Below are 16,606 nucleotides of genomic sequence, written 5' to 3' on the forward strand. Positions count from 1 at the left end.
CGGCCCGCAGCCGCTTGTCTCTCGGTCAGGGCATCGTGTCCTGGCTCGGGAGCGCGCCATCGGTCACCTGTCCGTGCCTGCTGCTTTAGATGGGCAGCGGCCTGCTGGCCGGCAGCTGCTTGTCCCTCGGTCAGGGCATCCTGCCCTGACTCGGGCGCGCGCCATCCCTGGCGCGCTTGGCGCGGCCACCGGCCACCAGTCCGCTGCCGCGGACGTTTCGATGGTGCCTTCGGATAATGGTTGCATGTGCGCGGTCGGGAAGGTCGCTCTGGCCCCCTGCGAAGCCGTCTCCGAAACAGATCGTCCGGCGTTTGCGAATGAGGCGAGTGCCGGGCGTGTGGTCACGATTGCAAATGGATTGAGCGAGTAGACATGGGCCTTCCGACGATTCCTGCATACCCGTTGCCGACTGCGGCCGAACTGCCGGCCGCGCGTGGTCAGTGGGTGCCCGAGACCGGCCGCATCGCGCTGCTGGTGCACGACATGCAGCGTTATTTCCTGGCGGCCTACGAGGCGCAGGCCGCGCCGATCGCGCCGGCGATCGCCCACCTCGCGCGGCTGCTGGCGCATGCGCGCAGCCGGGGCATTCCGGTATTCTACACCGCGCAGCGCGGCAATCAGGATCGGCGCGATCGTGGGCTGCAGGCCGATCTGTGGGGACCGGGCATGCGTGCGACGCCCGAGCATGAGGCGATCGTCGATGCGCTGGCGCCGGTCGATGGCGATCACGTGCTGGTCAAGCACCGCTACAGCGCGTTCCAGCGCAGCAATCTCGAGACGTTGATGCGGGCGCGCGGTCGCGACCAGCTGCTGATCACGGGCGTCTACGCGCACATCGGCGTGCTCTCGACGGCGACCGAGGCGTTCCAGCGCGACATCCAGACGTTCGTCGCCGCCGATGCCGTCGCCGACTTCACCCGCGCCGACCACGACATTGCGCTGCACTGGATCGCCCGCACCTGCGGCGTTCCGCTGACCACCGACCGGATCCTGGAGCTGTTGCGATGAGCGACCCCCTGACCCTGGCGCGCATGCGCGCCGACATCGCCCGGCAACTGGGCGAGGCACCCGAGGACATCGGCGACGACGACGACCTGATGGATCTGGGCCTTGACTCGATGCGCGTGCTCGGATTGGTGATGAAGTGGGGCGAGTCCGGCCTGCCGCTGGAGTTCTCGCACCTGGCCGAGCACACCACGCTGGCCGGCTGGTGGCGCGTGGTGCAGGACCTGCAGCAGAAGATCGCCTGATGGCCGAGGCGGTGGGCGCACCCGCGGACGCAGCGGCCGGCGACTGGCCGCTGACCCAGGCGCAGTCCGGCCTGTGGTACGCGCAGCGGCTGGCGCCGGACAACCCGGCGTTCAACACCGCACATGCGCTGTGGATCGAAGGCGCGCTGGACGTGGATGCGTTCGTGCGCGCGGCCGGGCAGGCCGCGGCCGAGGCGCCGGCGCTGTCGCTGCGCATGCGCGATGCTGCCGATGGACCGCGGATGCGCGTCGATCCCGACCACCTGCCGCGGCTGGCGGTCGTCGACCTGTCGCAGGCGACCGAGCCCGAAGTCGCCGCGCGGGTGGCGATGGCGCGCGACCGCGACACGCCGGTCGATCCGGCACGCGACCGGCTCGCGCTGCAGCGGCTGTACGTGCTCGGCGGCGACCGCTTCGTCTGGTACCTGCGCGTGCACCACCTGGCCACCGACGGCTACGGCATGGCGCTGCTGACCGAGCGCGCACTGGCGCTGTACGGCGCTGCGCGCGGCGGGTCCGACGCGGGCACGCCGTTCGCGCCGTTCGAGGGCGCGATCGCCGAGGACGCGGCCTACGCCGCGTCGGAGAAATGCAGCAAGGACGCGGCCTACTGGCGCGAGACCCTGGCCGGCCTGCCGGCGGTGTCCGGCCTGGGCGCGGGGTTCGCGCCGGCCGCGCACGGTTGCCATCGCCTGCACATCGCGCTCGATGCGGCGCTGCGGGCCGACCTGCTCGCGCTGGCGCAGCGGCTCGAACAGCCCTGGCCGGACGTGCTGACCGCGCTGGCCGCCGAGTACTGTCGGCGCATGGCCGGGCAGGCCGAAGCGGTGGTCGGGGTGCCGTACATGGGCCGGCTGGGCAGCGCGACGGCGCGCGTGCCGGCGATGGTCATGAACGTGCTGCCGCTGCGCGTGCCGGCGATGCCGGGCGCATCGCTGGCCGGGTTCGTGCAGGCGATCGCGCGCGCGCTGGTGCGCGGGCGGCGCCACGGTCGCTACCGCGGCGAGCAGCTGCGCCGCGACCTCGGGCTGATCGGCGGCCAGCGCCGCCTGCACGGCCCGCTGGTCAACGTGCAGCCGTTCTACCGGCCGCCGCGGCTGCATGGCGCGCAGCTGCGGCTGGAGATCCTCGGCACCGGGCCGATCGACGACGTGACGATCGGCTTCCGCGGCGACGGCGCGACCGCGCTGGACCTGGAGTTCGAGGCCAATCCCGACCTGTACACGACCGCCGACATCGCCGCGCATGCGCAGCGCCTGCAGGCGTTCCTCGTCGCGGCCTGTACGGCCGACGGCATCGACGACATCCCGCTCGCCACGCCGGACGAGGCGCGGCGCGCGCTGCTCGACTTCAACGCGACCGAACACCCGCTGCCCGACACCACGCTGGCCGCGCTGATCGAGGCGGCGATGGCGGCGACGCCGGACGCGCCGGCGCTGGCCTTCGGCGACACGACGTTGACCTACGCCCAGCTCGACCGCCGCACCCGCGCGCTGGCGCGTGCGCTGCAGGCGCGCGGGCTCGGACGCGACGGCGTCGTCGCGGTCGCGCTGCCGCGCTCGCTGGACCTGGTGATCGCGCTGGTCGCCGTGCTGCGCGCCGGCGGCGCCTACCTGCCGCTCGACCTCGCGCACCCGGACGAGCGGCTGGCCCGCATCCTGCGCTCGGCGCGGCCGCTCTGCGTGCTGGCCGCACGCGACACCGCGCACCGGTGGCCCGGTGACGTGCCGCTGTTCTCGCCGGACGACTGGCCTGCCGTCAGCGTGACCGAGACAGGAATCGAGCCCTTCCCCGCGAGCGGGCGAGGGTGGGGTGGGGGCGAGCACCGCGGCAAGCCCGGCCCCCACCCGTCGCCTTCGGCGCCGACCTCCCCCGCAAGCGGGGGAGGTGGGGTTTCCCGGATGCTGGCGACGAGCGTGGGAATCGAGCCCTCCCCCGCGCGCGGGGGAGGGTTGGGTGGGGGCGAACGCCGCGACGCGCCCGGCCCTCACCCTTCGCCTACGGCGCCGACCTCCCCCGCAGGTGGGGGAGGTGGGGTTTCCCGGCTGCTGGCGACGACCGCGGGAATCGAGCCCTCCCCCGCGAGCGGGGGAGGGCTGGGTGGGGGCGAACGCGCCGACGCGCCGTTCGCGTCGCCCGCGCGCCCCGGCGACGCGGCGTACGTGATCTACACCTCGGGCTCGACCGGCGAGCCGAAGGGCGTCGTCGTCGAGCATCGGGCGATCGTCAACCGCCTGGAATGGATGCGTACGCATTACGGCATCGATGCGTCCGACCGCATCCTGCAGAAGACCCCGGCGACATTCGACGTCTCGGTCTGGGAGTTCTTCCTGCCGCTGATCGCCGGCGCCGTGCTCGATGTCGCGCCGCCGGATGCGCATCGCGACCCGGTCGCGCTGGCGCGCATCATCCGCGCGCGCGGCATCACCACGCTGCATTTCGTGCCGTCGATGCTCGCGGCGTTCCTGGCCGCGCCCGACGCCGAAGGTCTGGCCGTGCGCCGGGTGTTCTGCAGCGGCGAGGCGCTCGACGCCGACCTGCGCGACCGCTTCCACCGCAGCGTGCGTGCCGAGCTGCACAATCTCTACGGGCCGACCGAGGCCGCGGTCGACGTGAGCTTCTGGCCTGCCTCGGCCGAAGACGCGTCGCGCCCGGTGCCGATCGGCTTCCCGGTCTGGAACACGCGGCTGTACGTGCTCGACGCGCGCATGCGGCCGTTGCCGCCGGGCGTGGTCGGCGACCTGTACCTGGGTGGCGTGCAGCTCGCGCGCGGCTATCTCGGCCGCGACGACCTGACCGCCGAGCGCTTCATCGACGACCCGCACCGGCCCGGCGAACGCCTCTACCGCACCGGCGACCTCGCGCGCTGGCGCGAGGACGGCGCGGTCGAGTTCCTCGGCCGCAGCGACCACCAGGTCAAGCTGCGCGGGCTGCGCATCGAACTGGGCGAGATCGAGGCGGCGATCGTCGCGAGCGGGCAGGCCGCGCAGGCGGCGGTGATCGTGCGCGAGGATCGCGCCGGCGACCGGCGCCTGGTCGGCTACCTGCAGCCGACCGATGCGGATGCGTTCGATGCCGAGGCGCTGCGCGCGGCCGTCGCCGCGCAGGTGCCCGACTACATGGTCCCGGCCGCGTTCGTCGCGCTGGACGCCTGGCCGGTCACCGCGAACGGCAAGCTCGACCGCGACGCACTGCCGGCGCCCGCGTTCGACGCCGGTGTGTTCGTGGCGCCGCGCACGCCGACCGAGGCTGCGGTCGCCGCGCTGTTCGCGCAGGCGCTGGGGGTCGAGCGCGTCGGCGGCGACGGCGACTTCTTCGCGCTGGGCGGCGATTCGCTGTCCGCGGTGCACCTGCTGCTGGCGATCCAGCGCCGCTTCGGCCGCGATCCGGGCCTGGGCGCGCTGTTCGCCACCCCGACCGTGGCCGGCATCGCGGCCTTGCTGGATGCCGATGACGCCGCGCCCGACCACGGCCTCGGCCCGACGGTCGCGCTGGCGCGCGGCGACGCGGCACGCCAGCGCGCCCCCTTGTTCGTCGTGCATCCGGCCGGCGGCATCGCGTGGTGCTACCGGGATCTGGCGCGTGCGCTGCAGCCGCGGCGCGACGTGCATGGCCTGCAGTCGCCGGCACTGGACCTGGCGCAGCCGCTGCCCGGCAGCATCGACGCACTCGCCGACGACTACGCCCGCCGCGTGGCGGCGCTGCAGCCGGGCGGCCCGCTGCACCTGCTCGGCTGGTCGGTCGGCGGCATCCTCGCCCAGGCGATGGCGGTGCGGCTGCGCGCGCTCGGCCGCGAGGTCGGCGTCCTCGCGCTGCTCGACGCCTATCCCAGCGAGTGCTGGCGCGCCGAGCCCGAACCCGATGCCGTCGATGCGCTGCGCGCGCTGCTGGCGATCGCCGGCTACGATCCGGACCGCTATCCCGACCTGCGCAGCCGCGAGGCGATCGTCGACTTCCTGCGTCGCGGCGACAGCGCGCTCGGCAACCTGCCCGGGCGTGTGCTCGACGGCGTCGTGCGCGCGGTCGTCGACACCAACCGCCTCGTGCGCCTGCACCACCACGCGCGCTACGACGGCACGCTGCTGCACGTGCGCGCCGGCCTCGACCACGTCGACCGGCCGCAGTTGCAGTCGGCGCTGTGGCAGGCGCACGCGGCGCGGGTCGAGGCGGTCGAGCTGCCGTTCCGGCACGGCGAACTGACCGGCCGCGACGCGACCGCGGCGATCGCGCCGCTGCTCGACGCGCGGCTGGCGGCGTTCGACCGGCCCCTGTAGGCGCGCGCTTGCGCGCGATGCGTTTTTCGGCGCTGCACGCAAAGAACATCGCGCGCTCGCGCGCGGACGAATCCACATCGCGGAGAGATCGACATGCAACTCACGGGTTTCGAAGGCAGGACCGCGCTGGTCACCGGCGCCGCCGGCGGCATCGGCGCGGCGGTCGTGCGACTGCTGCGCGCCAGCGGCGCGACGGTGGTCGCGACCGACCTGCAGGTGCCGAACATCGCCGATGCGTCCGGCGTCGCGCCGATGCATGCGTTCGCGCTCGACGTGACCGATGCGGCGGCGGTCGATGCGCTCGTCGCGCGCGTCGAGGCGGACCTCGGGCCGATCGACCTCGCCGCGCACGTCGCCGGCGTGCTGTCGACGACGCCGGTGCTCGAGACCAGCGACGCCGAGTGGCGGCGTACGTTCGCGGTCAACGCCGACGGCGTGTTCCATGTCGGCCGGGCGCTCGCCCGGGCCATGGCGCCGCGCCGGCGCGGTGCGCTGGTCGTCGTGGGTTCCAACGCCGCAGGCATCCCGCGGCATGCGATGTCGGCCTACGCCGCGTCGAAGGCCGCGGCGACGATGTTCGTGCGCTGCCTGGGCCTCGAGCTTGCGCCGCTGGGCATCCGCTGCAACCTCGTCGCGCCGGGCTCCACGCGCACGCCGATGCAGACCGGCATGTGGGCCGATGCCGACGGCGAGGCGAGGGTGATCGCCGGCAGCCTGGAGACGTTCAAGAGCGGGATCCCGCTCGGCAAGCTCGCCGAGCCGGTCGACGTGGCGCACGCCGCGATGTTCCTGCTGTCCGAGCAGGCCGGCCACGTCGCGATGCAGGACCTGTACGTCGACGGCGGGGCGACGCTGCGCGGCTGAGCACTCGGGCAAAGCACCGCACGTGCGGCGCAGGCGTCACGGCTCCGTCGTGGGCGACTCCGCTGCGTCCCCGGCCACGACGAAGGCCATCGCCGTGCGCGGCGGCACGGTGAAGCGGCCACGTGCGGCATCGATCCGGGCCGCGTCGCGCGGGCGCGGGTCGGCGGCCTGCGGCGCGCGGTGCACCGGATGCAGCGTCCACGCGCGGCCGGCGAGCTCGGGCGCGTCGAGCGTGCGCGCCTCGTTGGCGACGTTGATCGCGTAGAGCACTTCCGAAAAGCCGGCATCGGCCAGTCCGCGGCCGTCCAGGTGCCCGGCGACGAGTTCGGGGTCGGCGTCGGCGCCGGGAAAGCGCAGGCGCGCCTGCACCTGCGCGGCGTCGGGCAGCCGGAACAGCGGCGTGCTGGCGCGGATGCGCAGCAGGTCCAGGCTCATGTCGCGCGTGCGCAGTACGTCGTCCCGGCCCGGGCGGATGCGCATCGCATCGGCCAGCAGCGGGCGCATCAGCGGCCAGTTGGCGCCGTTGTCGGGCGCCGGCGGCAGGCCGGTGCCGAAGCCGTGGACCGTGCCGGTCCAGTCGATGCGGTTGAACCAGTCGCCCGAGTCGAAGCTGTTGCGGTCCAGGGATTTGGAGCGCAGCAGTTCGACGCCGGCGTGCAGGTAGGCGATGCCCTGGCTGAAGGCCGTGGTCGCGATCGCGAGCACCTGCGCACGCACGCGTGCGTCCACGTCGGCATCGGCCGGCAGGCGGAACGCGTTGATGTCGAACAGCGTCTGGTTGTCGTGGTTCTCGACGTAATTCACGACCTCGGTCGGCTGGGTCGCGAAGCCGGCCGGCTGGCCGGAATAATCGATCCGGGACAACGCGCGGCCGTCGGGCAGCCGGTAGTCGCGCAGCGTGCCGGCCAGGCCGACGCGCACCAGTTCGGCCTGGCGCTGCAGCAGTGCGGCGTCGGCATGGCCGTGGATCCAGCCGCGATTGGCATGCAAGGCGTCGCCGCTGTCCGACGGCCCGCCGCCACGGACGGCGTCGCGGGTGCGGTCGCTGAAGCTGCCGATCCCGGTGCCGCCCAGCGACAGCTGGGACGCCTGCACGAAGCGCGCGCCGTCGGCGACCTCGCCGAAGTTCCAGCCTTCGCCCAGCAGTTGCACCGGGCGTCCGGCCGCGGCGTCCACGCGCGCCTGCAGCGCGAGCATCGCCGCGCGCGGCTGGTGCCCCATCAGGTCGAAGCGGAACGAATCGATGCGGTAGTGGCGCACCCACAGTTCGGCCGAATCGATCATCAGCCGGGCCATCATCGCGTGTTCGGTCGCGGTGTTGGCGCAGCAGGTCGAGTGCCCGACACGGCCGTCGGCGTCGTAGCGGTGGTAGTACCCGGGCACGATGCGGTCGAGCACCGAGTGTGGATCCTGGCCCCAGGCGCTGGTGTGGTTGTAGACCACGTCCATGCCCACGCGCAGGCCCAGCGCGTGCAGCGCCTGCACCATCCGCCGGAACTCGACGATGCGCGCGGCTGGGTCCGCTGCGTCGCTGGCGAAGCTACCTTCGGGCGCGTTGAAGTGCAGCGGGTCGTAGCCCCAGTTGAAGCAGTCGCGTGCGGCCACCGCCATGACCGCGGCCTGTTGCGCGTCGCTGTCGGGCGCGGCGTCGGGTATTCCGGGCGCGATGCAGCCGACCTCCGGCACCGTGGCCAGGTCGAACACTGGCAGCAGGTGCACGTCGGTGACGCCGGCCGCGCGCAGCCTGCGCAGGTGGCGCACGCCGTGCGAATCGGCCTGCGCGAACGCGGCGTAGCGGCCGCGCTGCGCCGCCGGCACGCTAGCGTCGTCGCGCGAGAAGTCGCGCACGTGCAGCTCGTAGACCACCTGGTCGGTCGCGGCGCGGATCGTGGGCGCGGCGTGCGCGTCCCAGCCGTCGGGCTTGAGCGCGGGCGCGTCGAGGTCGAACGCGACGCTGCGCCGCGAGTCGGCCGTCAGCGCAACCGAATACGGATCGGTGACGCGGTTGCGGACGATGCCGGTGCCGGGCACGAAGACGTCGACCAGCCACAGGTAGGCGCGGCCCGACAGGTCGCCGGGGGCGACCGTCGACCAGCTGCCGGTCGCGGCGTCGCGCGCGAGCGGGTGCACCGAGGCGGCCGGCGCGTCGGCGTCGTCGGCATTCTCGTAGAGGCACAGCGCGACCGACTGCGCGGTCGGCGCCCACAGCCGGAACGCGGTGCCGCCGGGGCCGGGATGCGCACCGAAGTCCGGCAGCGCGGCCGCGTCGCGGTACCGGTCGTCGAGCGCGCCGGCGTGCTGCAGTCCGGTCGCATCGAGCACCTGGCCGCGCGCGTCCTCGTGCACCAGCAGCGACTGGCCGCGATGCAGCGCCGACAGCGTGGCGTCGTCGGTGGCGGTTTCCAGCGTGACGCCATCGCCAACGAAGCCGAAGCGCTCGGCCAGTGCCGCGGGCACGGGGGCCGTGCGCACGTCGAGATCGAGTGCGCCGTCGTGGCCCTGCACCGTCGCGCCTGGGCGTACGGCCAGCGTGGCGTCGGCCGCGTGATACAGGCGGAAGCGCGTGTCGGGCGCGGCGGCGGTGCCGGGCCAGCGCAGCAGGCGGCGGTCGAGCCAGTGGGCGCGTGCGTGCGCCGGCGTCGCGTCGGGCTGGACGGGGTGCAGCGTGCGGGCGAACCCGGGGGCGTCGCAGTCGGCCGCTCCGGCCGGGGCGGCGAGGGCGCCGCCGCAGGCCAGCAGGCCGACGGCGAGCGCCCCGCCCAGCACGGCGCGCAAGGGACGCACCGGCTCAGTCCACCGCGGCGAACAGTGCCGCGTGCGGCGGCAGGTGGATGCTGCCGCCATCGAGTGCGCCGGACGGCAGGCCGTGGCCGTCGAGCACGCGCAGCTGCGCAAGCTCCGCGGGCAGGGGCCAGTCGAGCGCCTGTCCCGACAGGTTGAACGCCGCCAGCACCCGGTCGTCGCCGTCGCCGCGCACGAACGCGAGCACCGGCTCGGGCGCATCGACGAAGCGCTGCGCGCCGGTCACCAGCGCCGGCTGGCCGCGGCGCCAGTGCAGGAAGCGGCGCGCGGCGGCGAGCACCGAGCCCTCGTCGCGCGACTGGGCGGCGACGCTGCGCGCGCGGTGTGCGTCGGGGATCGGCAGCCACGGCTCGCCGGTCGTGAAGCCGGCGCCTGCGTCGGCGGTCCACGGCATCGGCGTGCGGCAGCCGTCGCGCCCCTTGAAGTTCGGCCAGAACGTGATGCCGTAGGGATCGCGCAGCTTCTCGAACGGCACCTCGGCCTCGGGCAGGCCCAGCTCCTCGCCCTGGTAGAGGCACACCGAGCCGCGCAGCGTGCAGACCAGGCCGACCATCTGCCGCGCGAAGTCGTCGCTGGCGTCGGCGCCGCCCCAGCGCGTGACCGCGCGCTGCACGTCGTGGTTGGAGATCGCCCAGCACGGCCAGCCGTCGGTCATCGCCGCTTCCAGCCGCTCGACGGTGCCGCGGATGTAGCCGGCGCTGAAGTCGTCGACCAGCAGCTCGAAGCTGTAGCCCATGTGCAGGCGGCCGGCGCTGGTGTACTCGGCGGTGGTGGCCAGCGAGTCCTCGGCCGAGATCTCGCCCAGTGCGGCGACGTCGCGGTAGCCGTCCATCAGCGCGCGCAGCCGCTCGATGAAGCCGATGTTCTCCGGCTGGGTGTTGTTGTAGTAGTGGTACTGGAACGCGTACGGGTTGTCGGGCGCGAAGCCGCGGCCCACGCGCAGCGCCTCGGGCTTGGCCGGATTGTCGCGCAGCTGCGCGTCGTGGAAGCAGAAGTTGATCGAGTCCAGCCGGAAGCCGTCGACGCCGCGGTCGAGCCAGAACTTCACGTAGTCCAGCGTGGCCTGCTGCACGTCCGGGTTGTGGAAGTTCAGGTCGGGCTGGCTCGACAGGAAGTTGTGCAGGTAGTACTGGCAGCGCCGCGGATCCCAGTGCCAGGCCGGGCCGCCGAAGATCGACAGCCAGTTGTTGGGCGGGGTGCCGTCGGGCCGGGCGTCGGCCCAGACGTACCAGTCGGCCTTGGGGTTGTCGCGCGACTGGCGGCTTTCCTCGAACCACGCGTGCGCGTCGGAGGTGTGGCTGAAGACCTGGTCGATCATGACCTTCAGGCCCAGCGCGTGGGCCTTTGCCAGCAGCGCGTCGAAATCGGCGAGGGTGCCGAACATCGGGTCGACATCGCGATAGTCGGCGATGTCGTAGCCGTAGTCGGCCATCGGCGAACGGAAGAACGGCGAGATCCAGATCGCGTCCACGCCCAGCCCGGCGACGTGGTCCAGCCGGTCGATGATGCCGGGCAGGTCGCCGATGCCGTCACCGTTGCTGTCCATGAAGCTGCGCGGATAGATCTGGTAGATCACCGCGCCCCGCCACCACCTGCTCTCGCTCATCGCTCTCTGCCATCCGACGCCTTCTGCGGCGCCGTGGGACGGTAGACGATGCCGCGCCGGATGCGAAAGCGCACGTTCCTGGACCACGCCATGAATACGTATGCAGATCGCCGCCGCCACGGCGGCGGTCGCTACCATGGCCTCGCCCGCGCAGCCTGCGTCGGTGCAGCGGACCTTGGGAGGGGCCTCGCAGCGATGCGCAACAGCAAACCGCCACTGTCGTTCTGGCAGATCTGGAACATGTGCTTCGGCTTCCTGGGCATCCAGTTCGGATTCGCCCTGCAGAACGCCAACGTCAGCCGCATCTTCCAGACGCTGGGCGCGGACATGGAGCAGGTCCCCGGCCTGTGGATCGCCGCCCCACTGACCGGCCTGCTGGTGCAGCCGGTGATCGGCTACTTCTCCGACCGCACCTGGACGCGCCTGGGCCGCCGGCGCCCGTACGTCCTGTGGGGCGCGCTGTTCTCGACCGCCGCGCTGGTGGTGATGCCGACCTCGCCCGAGCTGTGGATCGCGGCCGGCACGCTGTGGGTGCTCGACGCATCGCTGAACGTGTCGATGGAGCCGTTCCGCGCGTTCGTCGGCGACCAGCTGGCGCCGCGGCAACGCCCGACCGGCTACGCGATGCAGAGCTTCTTCATCGGCGTCGGCTCGGTGGTCGCCAGTGCGCTGCCGTTCGTGCTGGCCAAGGCCGGCGTCGCCAACACCGCCGCGCCCGGCGAGGTGCCCGACACGGTGCGCTACGCGTTCTGGTTCGGCGGCGCGGTGCTGCTGCTGGCCGTGCTGTGGACGGTGGTGCGCACGCGCGAGTACCCGCCCGAGGTGCTGCGCACGTTCGACGACGCGCAGCCCGAGGGCGCGCTGCCGGCGTCCGGCGCGCCGGCGCCGCCGGCCGGCGGCGGGCTCGCCTGGCTGCTGGTCGGCGTGGCCGGTCTCGTCGCGGTGGCCGCGCTCGGTCTGGATCGCATGCTCTACGTGCTGGCGGGTCTGCCGCTGGGCTACGGTCTGCTGCGGCTGGTCGCCGCGCGCCTCGCCCCGCAGCGGATGCTGGCCACGATCGCCGCGGACCTGCATGCGATGCCCACGACGATGCGCCAGTTGGCGGTCGTGCAGTTCTTCTCGTGGTTCGGCCTGTTCGCGATGTGGATCTACACCACCGCGGCCGTCGCGCAGACCCACTACGGCAGCAGCGATCCGCAGTCGGCCGCCTACAACGACGGCGCCAACTGGGTCGGCGTGCTGTTCGCCGCCTACAACGGTTTCGCCGCGCTGGCCGCGATCGTGATCCCGTGGCTGGCGCGCCGCCTGGGCCTGCGCGGCGCGCACCTGGTCAACCTGGTGCTCGGCGCGCTGGGCCTGGTGTCGATCGCGTTCGTCGACGACCCGCGCTGGCTGCTCGCCTCGATGGTCGGCGTCGGCTTCGCCTGGGCCTCGATCCTGTCGCTGCCCTACGCGCTGCTGTCCGACAGCCTGCCGGCCGAGAAGATGGGCGTGTACATGGGCATCTTCAATTTCTTCATCGTGATCCCGCAGCTGGTCGCGGTCAGCACGCTGGGCTTCCTGCTCGGCCGTGTGTTCGACGGCGAGCCGATGCGCGTGCTGATGCTCGGCGGCGCCAGCCTGGCGGTCGCGGGTCTGTGCGTGCTGCGGGTCTCGCGCCCGCGCGGCGCATGAGGCGCGCGGCCGCACCGACCGATCTTCCGTCCCGTTCCAACGCCAGGAGTTCCGCGATGCCGCGAACGACCCCCGTCCTGCTGGCCGCGCTGCTGTGCGCGGGCTGCAGCCACGTCGCGACCCGCGACCAGTCCGGCGTGCCCGACGCCGCCGGCCTCTACGGCACGCTCGAGCCGTTCGCCGAACACGCGGTGTACTTCGTCGTCACCGACCGGTTCGTCAACGGCGACCCGGCCAACGACCACCGCGACCAGGGTGGGGCGCACCGCACGTTCGACATTCCGGTCCGCTGCCCGGACGGCATCGACGGCAACATCGGCTACCTGGGCGGCGACTTCCGCGGCGTGCTCGACAACGCCGGCTACATCCGCGACATGGGCTTCGGCGCGGTGTGGATCACGCCGATCGTCGACAACCCGGACGAGGCATTCACCGGCGGCAATCCGATCTCGTGCAACAGCACGCTCAGCGACCGTGGCAAGACGGGCTACCACGGCTACTGGGGCACGAACTTCTACAGGCTCGACGAACACCTGCCCAGCGCCGGACTCGACTTCCGCGGCTTCACCGACGGCATGCGCGCCGCGGGTCTGAAGACCGTGCTCGACATCGTCGGCAACCACGGCGCACCGTCATGGACGATGCCCGAGGCGCAGCCCGGCTTCGGCCAGATCTTCGACGCGCAGGGCACGCTGGTCGCCGACCATCAGAACCTGCCGCCGCAGCGGCTCGACCCGAAGGGCAATCCGCTGCACGCGTTCTACAGCAATGTGGGCCCCGTCGATGCCGACACCGGCTCGATCTTCGACGGCAACCTGGCCCAGCTCAGCGACTTCGACGCCGCGAACCCGGCGGTGATGGACTATCTGGCCGGTGCCTACCTGCAGTGGATCGACCAGGGCGCCGACGCGTTCCGGGTCGACACCATCGCCTGGATGCCGCACGCATTCTGGCGCGGCTTCGCCGAGCGCATCCGCGCCCGGCATCCGGGCTTCTTCATGTTCGGCGAGGCGTTCGAGTTCGACGCCGGCCGGATCGCCGAGCACACCTGGGCCCGGAACGGCGGCATCAGCGTGCTCGATTTCCCGATGAAGCAGGCGATGGACGAGGTCTTCGCCAAGGGCGCGGGCTTCGAGCGTCTGGCGCCGTCGCTGCACCTGGAAGGCGGGCCGTACGCGAACCCCTACGAGCTCACGACGTTCTACGACAACCACGACATGCCGCGCATGGACGCCAGCGATGCGGGCTTCATCGACGCGCACAACTGGCTGTTCACCGCACGCGGGATCCCGGTGATCTACTACGGCTCGGAGACCGGCTTCATGCGCGGCCGCGCCGAGCACGCCGGCAACCGCGCCTATTTCGGCCAGGCCCGCGTCGATGCCGCGTCCGCGCATCCGATCCACGCCGCGCTGACCCGGGTGGCGAACCTGCGCCGCACGACGCCGGCGCTGCAGCGCGGGCTGCAGCTCGAGCTCGGGCTCGACGGCGACCACGCCGCGTTCTACCGCGTGCTCGACGTCGAGGGCACGGCGCAGATCGCGCTGGTGCTGCTCAACAAGGGCGACGCGCCGTGGCAGGCCGAAGTGGACCGCTGGCTGGAGCCCGGCACCTGGCGCGACGCGCTCGACGGCGGCGAGATCGCCGTGACCGACCGGCTGCGGGCCTCGGTGCCGGCGCACGGGCTGCGGGTGTTCGTGCTCGACGCGCCGCCGCGCCGCGCCGACCTGCGCGCGCGCCTGCGCCAGGCGATGGACGGCCGGCTCGGCGGACCGCGCTGAGTCGCGCGCGGGACGCACGTGGTGTGCGTCCCGCGCCGACCACGGCGCCGCGGCCGCCACGCGGGCGCGGCCCTGCGGACAGCGACGTCCGTTCAGACTGAATGGGCGTATCCGGTTGATCGGATTGACTTCAGTCAAGGCGGGAGCGACACACTGTCGCGGATACTGGCCGCATGAACACCATCGCTTCCGCCCTTCCGCAGGACTGGCCCTTCGATCCGGACCTGCTGCGTCGCTACGACCGGCCCGGACCCCGCTACACCTCGTACCCGACCGCGCCGCAGTTCCTGCCCGGCTTCGGCGAGGTCGATTTCCAGGAGCTCGCGCGCCGCGGCAACGACGACCCGATCCCGCGCCAGCTGTCGCTGTACGTGCACGTGCCGTACTGCCGCAGTCCCTGCTTCTACTGCGGCTGCAACCGCATCATCACCCGCGACGAGGCGCGCGGGCAGGTCTATCTGGACCGCCTGCACCGCGAGATCGCGATGGTCGCGCCGCTGTTCGACGCCGACCGCGAGGTCGTGCAGCTGCATCTGGGCGGCGGCACGCCGAACTTCCTCAGGCCCGAGCAGATCGCCGAGCTGGTCGAAAGCCTCGGCAGGCACTTCCGCTTCAGCCAGGACGCGGCGCGCGATTTCTCGATCGAGCTCGACCCGCGCTTCGTCACGCCCGACGACATCGGGCGCCTGGCCGAGATCGGCTTCAACCGTGCCAGCCTCGGCGTGCAGGACTTCGACCCGGTCGTGCAGGCCGCGGTCAACCGCATCCAGAGCGTCGAGCAGACGCTGGAGATCATCGAGGCGAGCCGCCGCTACGGCATGCGCTCGCTCAACGTCGATTTGATCTACGGCCTGCCCAAGCAGACGCTCGAAGGCTTCGGCCGGACGCTCGACACCGTGGTGCAGGCGCGTCCCGACCGGCTGGCGATCTACGGCTACGCGCATCTGCCCGACGTGTTCCGCCCGCAGCGCCAGATCAACTCGGCCGAGCTGCCGGCGCCCGAGGAAAAACTCGCGCTGCTCGGCCTGGCGGTCGAGAAGCTCGCCGCCGCCGGCTACCGCTACATCGGCATGGATCATTTCGCGCTGCCCGACGACGAGCTGGCGCGCGCCCAGCGCGAGGGCGGGCTGCACCGCAACTTCATGGGCTACACGACGCACGCGCAGACGGACCTGGTCGGGCTTGGCGTGAGCGCGATCAGCCACGTCGGCGACAGCTTCTCGCAGAACCACCGTGGCCTGACCGAGTGGGAGGCCGCGATCGACGCCGGCACGCTGCCGATCTGGCGCGGGCTGGTGCTCGGCCACGACGACGTGCTGCGCGCCGACCTGATCCAGCGGCTGATGTGCCAGGGCGAGATCGACATCACCGCGATCGAGCGCGCCTACGAGCTGGACTTCCCGGCCTACTTCGCCGGCGAGCTGGCGGCGCTGGCGCCGCTGCAGGCCGACGCGCTGGTCGAGTGCACGCCCACGCGCATCCGCGCCACGTCGCGTGGACGCCCGTTGCTGCGTATCATCGCCATGTGTTTCGACCGGTATCTGCAGAAGCCGAGTGAGCAGCCCCGCTTTTCCCGCACGATCTGACGCCTCGCGTCCGGAGTCCGTCCATGGTCGGCCTTGAGCCGCGGCCCGGCCCGATCGCCGACGACGGCGACGAGGTCCGCTTCTGCAGCACCTGCGCATTCTCGTCGGCGTGCCTGGCCGAGGGCTACGACAAGACCGACCTGCGCGACCTGCACGTGCTGGTCGAGCACGTCGGTCCGTTCCGCGAGGGCGACTACGTGTTCCGCGAGGGCGCGCCGTTCAACGCGATCGCCGCGGTGCGCGCCGGCACCATCAAGACCTACGTCATCGACGGCAACGGCCGCGAGCAGGTGCTGGGCTTCTTCCTGCCGGGCGAGGTGATCGGCCTCAACGCGATCCACAGCGCCCGCTACCCCTGCAACGCGGTCGCGCTGGACACGGTGATGCTGTGCCGGTTCTCGTTCCCGATGATGGCCACGCTCGCCGGGCGCATGCCGGGGCTGCAGAAACACCTCTTCAGCCTGCTGAGCCAGGACATCGGCAAGGCCTCGCTGCTGACCGGCAACTTCAGCGCCGAGGAGCGGCTGGCTGCGTTCCTGGTCACGCTCTCGCGCCGATTCGCCGCGCGCGGCTTCTCGGCCACGCGGCTGCGGCTGATGATGCCGCGCACCGACATCGCCAACTACCTGCGCCTGGCACCGGAGACGGTCAGCCGCGTGCTGCGGCGGATGCAGGACGACGGCGTGCTGCGCGTGGATCGCCGCGACCTGGAGATCCTGCAGCCGGTGGAGCTGGAGACGCTGGCTCACCACGTGCTGCGCGACTGACC

General features: G+C 72.5%; 10 protein-coding genes. 8 read left to right on the top strand and 2 right to left on the bottom strand.

What is annotated here, in order from left to right:
* Positions 1-372 precede the first annotated feature (372 nt).
* From WQ56_RS07630 to WQ56_RS07650, 4 genes are all read left to right on the top strand, one after another.
* Complete coding sequence (locus tag WQ56_RS07630; protein WP_047136479.1) at positions 373-1,008, top strand: isochorismatase family protein; 636 nt, start codon at positions 373-375, stop codon at positions 1,006-1,008.
* Positions 1,005-1,250, top strand: a complete 246-nt coding sequence (locus tag WQ56_RS07635) for a phosphopantetheine-binding protein (RefSeq protein ID WP_047136480.1) — start codon at positions 1,005-1,007, stop codon at positions 1,248-1,250. The genes WQ56_RS07630 and WQ56_RS07635 overlap by 4 nt, the downstream gene beginning before the upstream one ends.
* The gene (locus WQ56_RS19265) at positions 1,250-5,524 is read left to right on the top strand and encodes a non-ribosomal peptide synthetase (protein ID WP_231583374.1); all 4,275 of its coding nucleotides are present in this window, start codon (positions 1,250-1,252) and stop codon (positions 5,522-5,524) included. The genes WQ56_RS07635 and WQ56_RS19265 overlap by 1 nt, the downstream gene beginning before the upstream one ends.
* A 93-nt stretch (positions 5,525-5,617) precedes the next feature.
* The gene (locus WQ56_RS07650; protein ID WP_047136481.1) at positions 5,618-6,388 is read left to right on the top strand and encodes a 2,3-dihydro-2,3-dihydroxybenzoate dehydrogenase; all 771 of its coding nucleotides are present in this window, start codon (positions 5,618-5,620) and stop codon (positions 6,386-6,388) included.
* 36 nt (positions 6,389-6,424) lie between these two features.
* Here the strand turns inward: WQ56_RS07650 and WQ56_RS07655 are convergent, their stop codons facing one another.
* On the bottom strand, positions 6,425-9,172 hold the full coding sequence (locus tag WQ56_RS07655) for an alpha-1,6-glucosidase domain-containing protein (RefSeq protein WP_231583375.1): 2,748 nt from the start codon (positions 9,170-9,172) through the stop codon (positions 6,425-6,427).
* A gap of 4 nt (positions 9,173-9,176) precedes the next feature.
* Positions 9,177-10,796 carry an alpha-glucosidase gene (locus WQ56_RS07660; protein WP_047136483.1) on the bottom strand — a complete coding sequence of 540 codons (1,620 nt, stop codon included), beginning with the start codon at positions 10,794-10,796 and terminating at the stop codon, positions 9,177-9,179.
* Between the two features lie 195 nt (positions 10,797-10,991).
* Between WQ56_RS07660 and WQ56_RS07665 the strand changes: the two genes are divergently transcribed.
* The 4 genes from WQ56_RS07665 to WQ56_RS07680 all read left to right on the top strand — a co-directional run bounded on the left by WQ56_RS07665 (position 10,992) and on the right by WQ56_RS07680 (position 16,604).
* Positions 10,992-12,470, top strand: a complete 1,479-nt coding sequence (locus WQ56_RS07665; RefSeq protein ID WP_047136484.1) for an MFS transporter — start codon at positions 10,992-10,994, stop codon at positions 12,468-12,470.
* 56 nt (positions 12,471-12,526) lie between these two features.
* Positions 12,527-14,251 carry an alpha-amylase family glycosyl hydrolase gene (locus WQ56_RS07670; RefSeq protein WP_082132260.1) on the top strand — a complete coding sequence of 575 codons (1,725 nt, stop codon included), beginning with the start codon at positions 12,527-12,529 and terminating at the stop codon, positions 14,249-14,251.
* Between the two features lie 173 nt (positions 14,252-14,424).
* The gene (hemN, locus tag WQ56_RS07675) at positions 14,425-15,837 is read left to right on the top strand and encodes an oxygen-independent coproporphyrinogen III oxidase (protein ID WP_047136485.1); all 1,413 of its coding nucleotides are present in this window, start codon (positions 14,425-14,427) and stop codon (positions 15,835-15,837) included.
* Between the two features lie 23 nt (positions 15,838-15,860).
* Positions 15,861-16,604, top strand: coding sequence for a helix-turn-helix domain-containing protein (locus WQ56_RS07680; RefSeq protein ID WP_047136486.1), 744 nt, complete (start codon positions 15,861-15,863; stop codon positions 16,602-16,604).
* Positions 16,605-16,606: the final 2 nt, after the last annotated feature.

The organism is Luteimonas sp. FCS-9 (genome assembly GCF_001014645.1).
Taxonomy (GTDB): Bacteria; Pseudomonadota; Gammaproteobacteria; order Xanthomonadales; family Xanthomonadaceae; genus Luteimonas.